The organism is Nocardioides coralli (assembly GCF_019880385.1).
Taxonomy (GTDB): Bacteria; Actinomycetota; Actinomycetes; order Propionibacteriales; family Nocardioidaceae; genus Nocardioides; species Nocardioides coralli.
In genome coordinates this window covers 2,204,034-2,216,306 of the sequence record NZ_CP082273.1, presented here as the reverse complement: position 1 = coordinate 2,216,306, position 12,273 = coordinate 2,204,034, and the positions used below count along the sequence as shown (strand labels likewise).

General features: G+C 74.4%; 13 protein-coding genes. 9 read left to right on the top strand and 4 right to left on the bottom strand.

Translation table 11 applies throughout. The features are described 5' to 3' along the window. Positions 1-93: 93 nt before the first annotated feature. Genes K6T13_RS10795 through K6T13_RS10785 form a run of 3 tightly spaced genes read left to right on the top strand, consistent with a single transcriptional unit; the run spans position 94 to position 1,346 of the window. A complete protein-coding gene (locus K6T13_RS10795) occupies positions 94-471 on the top strand; it encodes an Rv2175c family DNA-binding protein (protein ID WP_222894582.1) in 378 nt (125 codons plus the stop codon). 1 nt (position 472) lies between these two features. Beyond that, positions 473-892, top strand: a complete 420-nt coding sequence (locus K6T13_RS10790; RefSeq protein WP_249423734.1) for a guanyl-specific ribonuclease — start codon at positions 473-475, stop codon at positions 890-892. A gap of 25 nt (positions 893-917) precedes the next feature. Next, on the top strand, positions 918-1,346 hold the full coding sequence (locus tag K6T13_RS10785) for a barstar family protein (RefSeq protein WP_222894581.1): 429 nt from the start codon (positions 918-920) through the stop codon (positions 1,344-1,346). A gap of 51 nt (positions 1,347-1,397) precedes the next feature. On the opposite strand, the gene K6T13_RS10780 is transcribed toward K6T13_RS10785, so the two are convergent. Next, positions 1,398-2,465: a polyprenyl synthetase family protein gene (locus tag K6T13_RS10780; protein WP_249423733.1), complete on the bottom strand. Its 1,068-nt coding sequence runs from the start codon at positions 2,463-2,465 to the stop codon at positions 1,398-1,400. Positions 2,466-2,529: 64 nt separating this feature from the next. On the opposite strand from K6T13_RS10780, the gene metF reads away from it, so the two are divergent. Then, positions 2,530-3,417 carry a methylenetetrahydrofolate reductase [NAD(P)H] gene (gene metF, locus K6T13_RS10775; protein WP_222894580.1) on the top strand — a complete coding sequence of 296 codons (888 nt, stop codon included), beginning with the start codon at positions 2,530-2,532 and terminating at the stop codon, positions 3,415-3,417. A gap of 10 nt (positions 3,418-3,427) precedes the next feature. Here the strand turns inward: metF and K6T13_RS10770 are convergent, their stop codons facing one another. The 3 genes from K6T13_RS10770 to K6T13_RS10760 are packed head-to-tail and all read right to left on the bottom strand — an operon-like array spanning position 3,428 to position 5,873. Continuing rightward, the gene (locus tag K6T13_RS10770) at positions 3,428-4,723 is read right to left on the bottom strand and encodes a phytoene desaturase family protein (RefSeq protein ID WP_222894579.1); all 1,296 of its coding nucleotides are present in this window, start codon (positions 4,721-4,723) and stop codon (positions 3,428-3,430) included. A gap of 10 nt (positions 4,724-4,733) precedes the next feature. After that, positions 4,734-5,345: a DUF4126 domain-containing protein gene (locus K6T13_RS10765; RefSeq protein ID WP_222894578.1), complete on the bottom strand. Its 612-nt coding sequence runs from the start codon at positions 5,343-5,345 to the stop codon at positions 4,734-4,736. A 39-nt stretch (positions 5,346-5,384) separates the two neighbouring features. Beyond that, positions 5,385-5,873 carry a YbaK/EbsC family protein gene (locus K6T13_RS10760; RefSeq protein WP_222894577.1) on the bottom strand — a complete coding sequence of 163 codons (489 nt, stop codon included), beginning with the start codon at positions 5,871-5,873 and terminating at the stop codon, positions 5,385-5,387. Positions 5,874-5,997: 124 nt separating this feature from the next. On the opposite strand from K6T13_RS10760, the gene K6T13_RS10755 reads away from it, so the two are divergent. From K6T13_RS10755 to K6T13_RS10735, 5 genes are all read left to right on the top strand, one after another. Then, positions 5,998-6,507: a hypothetical protein gene (locus tag K6T13_RS10755; protein WP_222894576.1), complete on the top strand. Its 510-nt coding sequence runs from the start codon at positions 5,998-6,000 to the stop codon at positions 6,505-6,507. Positions 6,508-6,717: 210 nt separating this feature from the next. Continuing rightward, a complete protein-coding gene (locus tag K6T13_RS10750) occupies positions 6,718-7,128 on the top strand; it encodes a DUF6504 family protein (protein WP_222894575.1) in 411 nt (136 codons plus the stop codon). Positions 7,129-7,140: 12 nt separating this feature from the next. Continuing rightward, positions 7,141-7,632, top strand: a complete 492-nt coding sequence (locus K6T13_RS10745) for an SAV_6107 family HEPN domain-containing protein (RefSeq protein WP_222894574.1) — start codon at positions 7,141-7,143, stop codon at positions 7,630-7,632. After that, a complete protein-coding gene (locus K6T13_RS10740; protein ID WP_222894573.1) occupies positions 7,622-11,458 on the top strand; it encodes a DNA polymerase III subunit alpha in 3,837 nt (1,278 codons plus the stop codon). Before K6T13_RS10745 ends, K6T13_RS10740 begins: the two co-directional genes overlap by 11 nt. Before the next feature lie 76 nt (positions 11,459-11,534). Further along, complete coding sequence (locus tag K6T13_RS10735) at positions 11,535-12,257, top strand: methyltransferase domain-containing protein (protein WP_222894572.1); 723 nt, start codon at positions 11,535-11,537, stop codon at positions 12,255-12,257. Positions 12,258-12,273: the final 16 nt, after the last annotated feature.

The window sequence follows — 12,273 nt, the reverse complement described above, 5'->3', positions numbered from 1 at the left end:
GTACGGAGATGCGCGGCCCGGTGGCCGCTTGCCCCGGCCCCGGCGTGGCGGCCCGGCTGGTCCCGGCCGGGTGCCGCTGCCTAGGCTGGAGCGGTGAGTGACGCATCGACGCCGTTGCACGAGGCCGACCTCGAGGCGCTCGTGCCCCACTGGTTGGACTGGTCCGAGGCGGCGGCCGAGCTGGGGGTCACCCCCGCCAAGGTGCGGACCATGATCCGCGACCACGAGCTGGCGGCGGCCGTGCCCACCGAGGGCGCCGGGCCCCGGGTGCCGGCAGAGTTCCTCCACGAGGGGTTGGTGGTCAAGGGCCTGCCCGGTCTGCTGACGCTCCTTCACGACGCCGGCTACGACGACCGCGAGTGCATCGCCTGGCTGTTCACCGACGCCGACCTGCCCGGTCGACCGATCGACGCCCTCCGGGAGAACCGCGGCTCGGAGGTCAAGCGCCGGGCGCAGGCCATGGGCTTCTGAGGTGACGGCGCGCGCGACCACCGGTCCCTGGCGGGTCCTGCTCGCGCTCGCCACCGGCCTCGTCCTGGTCGGTCTGTTGTGGTGGCAGGGCGCCGGCGGCGCGGGGACGCTGGAGGAGACAGGAACCGGCGACACCGTCGGCGGACTGCCCACGGTCGAGGTCGCCGAGCTGCCCCCCGAGGCGCGCACGACGCTCGACCTGATCGAGCGCGGCGGCCCCTACCCCTACGCGCAGGACGACGGGACCTTCTTCAACCGGGAGGGGCTGCTGCCCGACCGGCCGGAGGGCCACTACCGCGAGTACACCGTGGAGACCCCGGGGTCCCCGGACCGCGGAGCCCGGCGGATCGTCGCCGGCTCCGACGGCGAGCGCTTCTGGACCGATGACCACTACGCGTCGTTCTGGAGGATCATCGAGTGAGGTTCGAGCAGGAGGTGGAGCTGACGTGAGCGGACTGGCGGCCGTGCTGGCGCGGCACCAGCAGCCCGGGATCTACCGGTGGCACGCGGGCTTCGACGTCGCCGACGTGTGTCACGCGGTCGAGCACGCGGGGTGGCGCTTCGGCTACGTCGACGGGCTCGCCGCCCAGACCAAGTCGGAGTTCCTGGCGCGCGTGGGGGAGGCCCTGGAGTTCCCCGACTGGTACGGCCAGAACTTCGACGCCCTGGCCGACTGCCTGAGCGACGTCGACGGTGGCGACGGGACGGTGCTGCTGTGGGACGGCTGGGGTGCCTTCGCCCGCTCGGAGCCCCAGGCGTTCTCGGTGGCGCTCAGCGTGCTGGGCACGCGCGTCAACGCGGAGCGGGGCGGGCCCTTCAGCGTGCTGATGCGGGGTGAGGGACCCGAGGTGACGGGTGTGACCTGGCTCGACTGACGTGCCGGTCGCCTGACGTGCCGGTCGCCTGACGTGCTGGCGCGGACGGCGTCAGACGGCGCGGTCGGTGGCCGCGGCGGCCAGGTCACGCAGGGTGGCCCGGGCCTCGTCGCGCACGGCGGCGTCCTCGAGGGAGACCAGCGACCGGTGCACGAGATCGCCGATCACGCCCTCCACCTGGGCGTGCGCACCCGAGTCGTCGATGATCCGGCGCAGCTCGGTGAGCAGGGCCTCGTCGAGCAGCGTGCCGAGGCTCCGGTCGAGCAGCGCGGCGTCCTCGGCCGGCGCGGCGTCCAGGGCGAGGGCCACCAGCACCGTGCGCTTGCCCTCGACCAGGTCGTCCCCGGCCGGCTTCCCGGTGGTGGCGGTGTCGCCGAAGACGCCGAGCAGGTCGTCGCGGAGCTGGAAGGCCTCCCCGAGCGGCAGCCCGTACGCCGACAGGCCCGCCAGCACCTCGTCGTCGCCGCCGGCCAGGGCGGCCCCGATGTGCAGCGGTCGCTCGATGGAGTACTTCGCCGACTTGTAGCGCAGCACCGTCATGGCCGCGTCGACGTCAGCCGCCCCCCGTGCCTGCACCGAAACGTCGAGGAACTGGCCCGTGATCACCTCGCTGCGACACAGGTCGAAGAGCCCCATCGCGGCCGCCACCCGCTCCAGCGGGAGGCCGCAGCGACGCAGCAGCTCCTCCGACCAGCTCAGGAGCAGGTCGCCGAGCAGGATGGCCGCCGCGGCGCCGTACTGCTCGGGGTCGCCGCGCCAGCCCGTGGCGCGGTGCTCCGCCTCGAAGGCGCGGTGGACCGCGGGTCGGCCGCGCCGGGTGTCGGAGGCGTCCATGTAGTCGTCGTGGACCAGGGCGCTGGCGTGCAGCAGCTCGAGCGCGGCGCAGGCGCGCAGCAGGGCGTCCTCGTCGGCGTCCTCGGAGCGCCGTACGGCCTGGAACCCCCAGTAGCAGAAGGCGGCGCGGAACCGCTTCCCCCCACGCACCGAGCGCCGTGCCTCCGCCAGCAACCGCGACGCATCCGGGCCCAGGGGGGCCAGCCGGTCACCCATCTCGTCGAGGAAGGCGTCGAGCACGGCCTGGACACGTTCCCGGAAGTCCGCGCCGTCCCAGCTGGTCACGCGGGCGAGACTAGCCAGTGGACGTCACCGGGTCGGGCACCGGCTGCTGCCTAGACTGCCGGTCATGCCCGACCAGGCCCCGCGCCAGAGCATCGCCGACCTCATCCGCGCCGGCGAGCGCTCCTTCTCGTTCGAGTTCTTCCCGCCGAAGGACGAGGCGGGGGAGGAGCAGCTGTGGCGGGCGATCGCCGAGCTGGAGCCCTACCGGCCCACGTTCGTCTCCGTCACCTACGGGGCGGGCGGCACCTCCCGCGACACGACCGTGCGCATCACCGGCCGGATAGCACGGGAGACCTCGCTGGTGCCGATGGGCCACCTCACCTGCGTCGGTCACACCCGTGCCGAGCTGAAGGAGATCCTGGCGTCCTACGACGCCGCGGGAGTGCACAACGTGCTGGCTCTGCGCGGCGATCCGCAGTCGGGTCCGCGGGCTGAGTGGACCCCCACACCGGGCGGCTTCACGCACGCCTGCGAGCTGGTCACGCTGGCCGCGCCGCGGTTCACGGTCGGGGTGGCGGCCTTCCCGGGCGGTCACCCCGGCGCCGACTCGATCGAGCGCGACACCGCGGTCCTGCTGGAGAAGCAGCGGTGCGGTGCCGAGTTCGCGATCACCGACATGGTCTTCCGGGTGGCCGACTACCTCGAGCTGGTGGGGCGTGCCCGCGCGGCCGGGGTCGAGATCCCGATCCTCCCGGGCATCATGCCGATCCTGAACCTGCGCCAGGTCGCGCGGATGGCCGAGCTCTCCGGTCGCGAGATCCCGGGCGACGTACGGCGGCGGGTCGAGGTCTACGCCGAGGACCCGGTGGCGCTCCGCGCCGAAGGGATCGCCCTGGCCGCCGAGCTGTGCGAGGAGCTGCTCGACCGCGGTGCGCCGGGGCTCCACTTCTACACGCTCAACCGGTCCCGGGCCACCCGCGAGATCTTCGCTGCGCTCCAGATCACGGCCTGAGGGCGACCGGTCACGCAGGCCCGATGGCCTGGGCGACCAGGGCGGCCGAGAGCCCCACGAACGGGACCTGGCCGCCGGGGGTGGCGTGGGCGCCGGCGGCGTAGACCCCCGGCACGGGCGTGGTCGGGCCGAGCCGGTGCCGCACCGTGCCCCGGCCCTGCCACAGCACCCCCATCGCCGACCCCGTGTGCTCGACCTGTGAGCGGGGAGAGCGTTCCACCCGGGTGACGATGCGCGCGCGAAGGTCGAGGTGCTGGCGGGCGAGCGCCAGGACGAGGTCCTCGGCGATCCGGCCGCGTCCCAGGACCGTCCACGCGTGGTGGCCCGCGGGTGCCCGGCCGCCGGTCCTCACCACCAGCAGCGGGTCGCCGTGGAGCACCAGCTCGTGGCCCACGTCCGGCAGCGGGCCGGCGAGGCCGAGGTGGGTCACGACGGGCGGTATCGCCGGCATGGTGCGGGCGACGTACGGCGCGAGGGTGGGGAGACGGCGCGGGTCGACGGCACACACCACGGCGTCGGCGTCCAGCGAGCCCGACGCCGTCAGGACACCGACGCAGCGGCCCTCACGCACCACGAGGTCGCGGACGGCGGTGCCGGTCTCCACCTCCACCTTCCGGGTGGCCAGTCGTCGGGCGAGGGCGTCGGTCAAGGCCGCGAGCCCGCCGGGGACGGTCCAGGCGCCGAAACGCTGCTCCAGGTAGGCGTGGACGCCCACCCACGCCGGCACGTTGCGCAGGTCGTGACCCTCGAGGACGTAGCGGTGGCCGGCGACGAGGCGCAACCGCTCGTCGCGGAAGGCTCGGCGCAGCCGTCGCTGCATCGTCTCCCGGCTCTCGAGGACTGCCGCCAGCTCGCGGGAGAGGTCGTCACGCGTCCACGGCACCTCCAGGTACTGGCGGCGTACCGTCTCCCAGACGTCGGTGTAGGCCGCGACGTGGTCGACCCAGGCGGCACCGAGTCCGGACCCGAGCTGCTCGAAGGCCTCCAGCTGGCGGGCGCGGGAGCCGCCGGGCAGCCGAAGCTCGGTGCCGTCCTCGAACCGGTGGGTGCGGATGACCTCGACGGGCTCGAGGTCGACCTCCTTCTCCAGTGGCCGCCCGGACTTGCGGAACAGGTCGCGGAGCACGGCCGGCAGCAGCGTCGAGTGGGCCCCCCGGTCCCAAGCGAAACCGTCGCGGGTCTCGAGCGTCAGGGCACCCCCCAGGGTCTCGCTGCCCTCCACGAGGGTCACCTGGTGGCCGAGCTTGGCCAGCCGCGCGGCCGACGCCAGCCCGCCGAGCCCCCCGCCCACGACCACGACCCGCATGGGTCGGAATCTAGCCGGGTGGTGGCGCCGGGGACGTCACCGCGTCACCGCTCCTCCGGCCCCGCCAGCGTCGCCAGCCACGCCGCACCAGCCGAGCCACGAGGTAGAGCACGATGAGGCCGACGGCCAGCAGGACGCCGGCGATCGCCGCCGCCGCCCGCGGGTTCTCGATCGCGAACCAGACCACCCCGAGCACCGCCAGGTCCTCCCCGATGCTGGCCGCGACGTTGGAGACCGGCTCGGGGGAGGTGTTGATCGCCAGGCGGCTGCCGGCCTTCACCAGGTGCGAGAGGAGGGCGGTGCCACCGCCGACCACGCCGAGGACCGCCTGCTCGAGAGAGGAGGCCTCGCCGGCCAGCAGCACGCCGATGACCGCCCCCGCGGTTGGTCGGATCGCGGTCGGCACGGCGTCCCACGTCGAGTCGAGGTAGGGGATCTTGTCGGCGACGAACTCCAAGGCGTAGAGGACCCCGGCCGCCAGCAGCACTGGCCAGGAGCCGAGGACGTCGGGGACCTGCTCGAGGTAGCCCGTCCGGTCGGCCAGCCCGAGGAACAGCACCACGAGGTAGGCGTTGACGCCGCTGGCCCAGCCGGTGGAGAAGGCGAGGGGGAGGGCGTCCACGCCCCGATCATAGGGACGCCGCGGCGACGCCGCCCGCGGTCAGTCGACGTCGACCTCGGTGGCGCCGGTGAGGGCGAGCAGCTCGTCGTACGTCGTGGAGAAGACGGCCGCCGGGTGCCCGGCCGCCGCCCACACCACGGGGTGGCGGCTCAGCCAGCGGTCGAGGTAGGTCGGGACCGGGGAGGGGTGGCCGATGGGCGACACGCCGCCGATGACCTGGCCGGTGTGGAGCCGGACGAAGTCCTTGTCGGCCCGGGCGAGCTCGCCGGCACCGATCCGGGCGGCCGTGGCCGCCACGTCGACGCGGTGCGCGCCGGAGGTGAGGATCAGCACCGGGTTACCGTGGTCGTCGAGACCGGTCCTGAACAGCAGGCTGTTGGCGATCGCGCCCACCTCGCAGCCGAGGGCCTCGGCGGCCAGGGCGGCGGTGTGGACCGACTCGGGCAGCAGCACGATCTCGCCGGCGCCGCCGCGCCGCTGGTGCTCCTCGCGGAAGCGGGTGATCGCGGGGTGCTCGGTGGACGGCATACTGCGGACCCTAGCCAGCGACGGCGCGGGGCCCCCAAGGATGTCGGGCCAGGGGATGTCGGGCCAGGGGATGTCGGGCCGGGGACCGGCCCGACGAGGTCGACCGGGGGAGAAGGAGACGTGGATGGGGCGGCAGCGGCCGAGCTCGGTGAGCAACGCGGTCCGGGTGCAGTGGTTGCTGGTGGCACTCAGCGCCTTCGCCACCCTGCTGACCGTCCTGCTCCGTGACGACCTGCTGCGTGCCTGGGTCGAGTCCAACGCCACCGCCCGGGCGATCGTCGAGGAAGGCGGTCTCGAGGCGCTGCGCGACAGCGTGATCTCGGTCCCGGCGTTCGTCCCCGTGGCCGTGGTGTCCTTCCTCGTCTACGCGCTGCTGGCCTGGGTGCTGGCGGTGCTGTTCCGCGAGGGTCACGGCTGGGCCCGGTGGTCCCTGGTCGCCCTGGCGGCCTCGCACCTCTTCGGTGCCTACGTCGTCTATCGCGCGGACCCGCCGACGCCGTTCCTGTCGCTGGTCGTCCTGGCGGCGGTGCTCGACCTGGCCCTCGCCTGGTTCCTGGTGCAGCGCGACACCGCCGAGTGGGTGCGGGGAGCCGCGCTCGCCGACCAGCACGACCACCCCTCCCGCCCTTCCTGATCCGGCCTGATCCGGCCTGATCCCGGCCTGACCCCGGCTCGCCGACGAACCCTTGACGGGAGGTCGGTCCGGCGGTGTACCGTGGTCTTGTTCGAACACATGTTCGATGACCCGGTGGGGGCGACCTCGACCCCCGCCCCCGCCGGGTGGACCACCAGGTCGCTGTCCGTGCGGGGTCGAGGGGTCGACGACACCGGGAGGAGCACGACGGTGAGGCGGTACGACGACCCTGTGGAGGTGCGCCGGGGCTGGGTGGAGGGCCCGGCCCATCGTGGCGAGGGACCCGAGCAGTTCCTCTGGCACGGACGCTTGTGGAAGGTGCGGTCGGTGCTGGCCCGCTGGGTGGAGACCGGTCCCTGGTGGCAGGCGGCCGGCGTCCGGGCGGTGATCGGGTCCGACGGGCCCGCCGAGCACCTCGGGCACGTCGGGCAGGTCGGGCACGTCGGGCAGGTCGGGCACGTCGAGGCGGGGGTCGCGCCACCCGCCGACCTGCTGGGGGAGCGGGAGCTGTGGCGGGTCGAGGCCGGCCGTGGACCCGACCCGGGCGCGGACGCCGGGGTCTTCGACCTCTCCTTCGACTGGACCGTCGGCAGCTGGCAGCTCGTCGGCTGCGTCGACTGAGGGCCGGTCACGATGCGACCTCACGACCACGTCTCCCACCCCTCGGCGTCGCAGCCCACCACCCCGGTCGGGCTCCCCGCCACCACCCACGCCTACCTCGACCGGGCTGCAGCCTCGCTGCAGGAGGCGATCACCGCCCCCGACGTCCCCACCCGTTACGCCTGCGCCCACGTGGCGGCGCTGCGGGCGGCCGCCGCGTTGCTGGCCGCCCGTGCCCGACCGGCCGCCGGGCGGCGACGCCAGCAGCGCAACGCCTGGGTGCTGCTCGCGGAGGTCGCCCCCGAGCTGGAGGAGTGGGCGCGGTTCTTCGCCGCCGGTGCCGCGAAGCGGGCCGCGGCCGAGGCGGGCTCGACCCGGGCGGTCACCGAGCGGGAGGCCGACGACCTGCTCCGCGACGCCGACCGGTTCCTCCACGTGGTCGAGCAGAGCCTCGGGCTGGTCCCGCACCCGGCGCTGCCGGGGTGGATCACCGTGGTCGCCGGCGGGCGGACCGGTGTCGCCTGAGCCTTTCGTCCATCTCCACGTCGCCTCCGGCTACTCCCTGCAGTACGGCGCGTCCCACCCCCACGCCCTGGTCGAGCGGGCCGCGGAGCAGGAGATGGACACCCTGGCCCTCACCGACCGCGACGGCACCTACGGCGCGGTCAAGTTCGCGACGGCCTGTCGGTCCGCGGGCATCCGACCGGTGCTCGGCGTCGAGCTGGCGCTCGATCCCGGGGACAGCCCACGTCCGACGAGCCGGTCACGGACGCCGGTCAGGGGCGGCGCGTTCCGCGACCTGCCCGGTGACCGCGGGGGCCTGCCCCGGGTGACGTTGCTGGCCCACGCGGGTGGTCCCGGCGGCGGCCGGGCCGGGTGGGCGGCGATCTGCCGACTGCTCTCGGCGGTCCACCTCGCCGGCGAACGGGGCCGTCCGGTGGCCACCCTCGACCTGCTGGCTCCCTACCTCGGGAGTGGCGACGTGGTGGTGCTGCTCGGACCGGGATCACCGGTCGGTGCCGCGGTGACCCGCCGTCGCGACGACCTCGCGCTGGCCGCGCTCGCGCCGTGGCGGGAGGTGGTCCCGACCGCCAACCTGCTGCTCGAGCTGGTCTCCCACCGGCTCCCCGGCCGCGAGGGTGGTTGGGGTCCGGGCACCACCGTCCACGCCGCCCGGATGGCCGGCCTGGCACGGCAGGCGGGGCTGGGGACGGTGCTCACCAACGCGGTCCGCTACGCCGACCGGACCGACGCCCCGACCGTCGACGTGCTCGACGCGGCCCGCCGGCTGGTCGCCCTCGACCGGCGCCACCTCGACCGGGGCAACGCCGAGGGCTTCCTCAAGTCCGGCAAGCAGATGGCCGAGGTCGCCGAGGAGGTCTGCCGGATGAGCGGCCTGGCTGCCGACAGCGAGCGCGAGGCACGCCGGCTGCTGGCCGCGACCCGGGCCGTCGCCGACCGGTGCGCCCTCGACCCCCGGGGCGACCTCGGGATCGGCGAGGTCCACCTGCCCGAGCTCGAGGTCGCCGGCGGGCTCGACCGGCTCGACCGGCAGGGGGGCGCGGTGGGGGGTGATCCGGCCGACGCGCTGCTGCGCCAGCGCTGCGAGGCGGGCATCGGCCGTCGCTACGGCTCCGCGCCGCGGCAGCGGATCTGGAAGCGGCTCGACGACGAGCTGGAGATCGTCCGCGGCCTGGGCTACGCCTCCTACTTCCTCACCGTCGGCGACATCACCGACCTGGTCCGCGAGATGGGGGTGCGGTGCGCCGCCCGGGGCTCCGGTGCCGGGAGCCTGGTCAACTACCTGCTCGGTGTCTCCGGGGTCGACCCGCTCCGCCACGACCTGCTCTTCGAGCGGTTCCTCTCGCCGCTGCGCGGGTCCCTGCCCGACGTCGACCTCGACGTGGAGTCCGCCCGCCGGCTGGAGGTCTACGAGGCGATCCTCGACCGCTACGGCGGCGAGCGCTGCGTCTGCGTGTCGATGATGGACACCTACCGGGTGCGCCACGCCGTGCGTGACGTCGGCGCCGCACTCGGGATGCCACCCGGCGAGGTCGATGCCATCGCCAAGGCGTTCCCCCACATCCGGGCCCGCGACGCGCGGCTTGCGCTGCGCGACCTGCCGGAGCTGGCGGCCAGCGGCCTGACCGATGCGCGGCTCGACCTGTTCTTCGGTCTGGTCGAGCGGCTCGACGGGCTGCCCCGCCACATCGCGATGCACCCGTGCGGGGTGCTGCTCTCCGACACCACCCTGCTCGACCGGACCCCCGTCGAGGCCTCCTTCGCCGGCTTCCCGATGAGCCAGTTCGACAAGGACGACGTCGAGGAGCTCGGGCTGCTCAAGCTCGACGTGCTCGGCATCCGGATGCAGTCGGCGATGGCCCACGCCGTGGCCGAGATCGAGCGGGTCGACGGGCAGCGGATCGACCTCGACGACGAGGCCCAGGTGCCCTTCGACGACCCCGACACCTACCGGATGATCAGCGAGGCCAGGACCCTCGGTGTCTTCCAGATCGAGTCGCCCGGCCAGCGCGAGCTGGTCGGCAAGTCCGGCATCGAGTCGTTCTCCGAGATCATCACCGACATCTCGCTGTTCCGGCCGGGGCCGGTCAAGAGCGACATGATCACCCCCTACCTGGAGGTCAAGCAGGGCTGGGCGGAGGTCGCCTACCTCCACGACGACCTGCGGCCGATCCTCGAGGGCACCCACGGCGTGGTGGTCTTCCACGAGCAGGTGATCGAGATGATCGCCCTCTTCGCCGGCATCTCCTACGCCGAGGCCGACGAGAAGCGCCGGGCGCTCGGTGACGTCGACGGCATGGCCGAGACGAAGCTGTGGTTCTACCCCCGGGCGCTGGGCCGCGGTTACCCGCTGCCGGTCGTCGACCGGGTCTGGGAGGTGCTGGCGGCGTTCGCGAGCTTCGGGTTCTGCAAGGCCCACGCCGCGGCGTTCGCGCTGCCGACCTTCCAGTCCGCCTGGCTCAAGGCCCACTGGCCCGCCCACTTCCTGGCCGGGGTGCTCACCCACGACCCCGGCATGTACCCCAAGCGGCTGATCCTCGACGACGCCCGCCAGTGCGGCATCCCCGTGCTCGGGATCGACGTCAACGCCAGCGGCCGCGAGCACCTCGTGGAGCCGGTGCCCGGCGACCCGGGGGAGGGGGCTGTCGAGACCACCCACGCCATCCGGCTCGCACTGTCCGAGGTGAAGGGGATCAGCGACACCGAGGTGGCCCGGATCCTGGCCAGCCGCCCCTTCCACTCCCTGACCGACTTCTGGCACCGCGCCAGGGTCTCCCGGCCGGTGGTCGAGCGGCTGGTGCTCACCGGCGGTTTCGACCGGCTCTACGACATCGGGACGCCCACGGCCCCCTCGGCCGGCCCCACCCGCCGTGACCTGCTGCTGCAGGTGACCGAGCTCGACCGCCACGCCCGGTCCCTCGACCGCGCCGCGCGCGGGCGCGGCCTCGGCTCCCGGCGCCGGCTGACGCCGTCCCGCACCGAGCCGGTCCCGGCGGCCGCCGGCCGCAACAGCACCGACCCGCTCGACCGCGCGGCTGCACCCCCGACCGAGCGGCACGCGCTCGCCCACGGCGGGGTGTGGGCCCGCGCCAGCGCGCAGTCGCGGGCGACCCCGCCGGCGGCGCCGGTCGACTCCGTCCAGCTCACCCTCGACCTCGACGACCGGCCGGGGGAGGGTGAGGTGTCCGGTCTGGAGGTGTCGGGGCTGCCGGAGATGACCGCCGAGGAACGGCTCCGCGCCGAGCTGGAGATCCTCGGCCTCGACGTCAGCAGCCACGTCGTCGACCGCTACGCCGGGTTCCTCGACGAGCTCGGCGTCACCCGCAGCCGTGACCTGCTCCAGCGGCGCAGCAAGGCCGAGCTGCTGGTCGCCGGGGTCAAGGTCGCCACCCAGACGCCCCCGGTCCGGTCCGGGCGCCGGGTGGTGTTCCTGACCCTCGACGACGCCACCGGCCCGGTCGACGCGACCTTCTTCGAGGACGCCCAGGGTCCCTACGCCGCCACGGTGTTCGGCTCCTGGTTGCTGGTGGTGCGCGGCGAGCTGCGCCGGACCGGCTACCGCGGGGTGTCGCTGCGGGCGACCGGTGCCTGGGAGCTGCCTGCCCTCCACGACCTGTGGCAGCGGGACGGGATCGACGCGGTCCACGAGGCCATCGCCACCGTTCCGGAGGGGTTCGTGCACCCCGCGCAGCGGCGGGTGCTGGTCCACAGCAGCGGTTTCCAGATGTCGCCCTACGCCGACATCAAGCCGGCCGGCGACCCCGTCAAGGGTCCCCTCACCGACATGGCTCGCAAGCTGTGGCACACCAGCCCCGGGAGCCCCGGATGACCTGCCCGTTCCCCGCCCCGTCCGGGCAGCCGTGGCCGGGCCGGGCCGGGACCCACGACCCCCTAGGGTGGGGCGCATGCCGACCGAGCGTCCCAGCGAGCGCCGCAGCGCGGCCCGGACCGCCGTGGTGTGGGAGGGACTGCGTCCCCTGCTCGATCGTGCTCCCGCCCAGGACGTCCTCGACATCGGTGGCGGCACCGGCGGGTTCGCGGTGCGGGTTGCCGAGCTGGGCCACCGGGTGCGGGTGGTCGACCCCAGCCCCGACGCCCTGGCCGCCCTCGACCGCCGTGCCGACGAGAGCGGGGTCGAGGTCACCGGCCAGCAGGGCGACCTGTCCACCCTGCTCGAGGTCGTCGACCCGGGCAGCGTCGACGTGGTGCTCTGCCACGGGGTGCTCGAGGTCGTCGACGACCCCGCCGCCGGGCTCGCCACGATCGGGGAGGTGCTGCGCCCCGGGGGCGTGCTCAGCCTGCTGGTCGCCCAGCGCCATGCCGCCGTGGTCGCGCGCGCCCTGGCCGGCCACTTCGAGCAGGCCCGGACGATCCTCGACGGATCCGAGCCGGCGTCGCGGTCCGGCCGCCGGTTCACCGCACCCGAGCTCGAGGAGCTGCTCGCCGCCGCCGGTTTCTCACCCGCCACGACCCACGCGGTGCGCGTCTTCGCCGATCTCGTCCCCGGCACGCTGCTCGACCTCGAGCCCGGTGCCACCGCGGCCCTGCTCGACCTCGAGAAGGCCGTCTCCGAGCGACCCGACTACTTCCCGCTCGCCGCGCAGCTCCACGTCGTCGCCTCCCGCTGACCACCGTCGCCGGAAG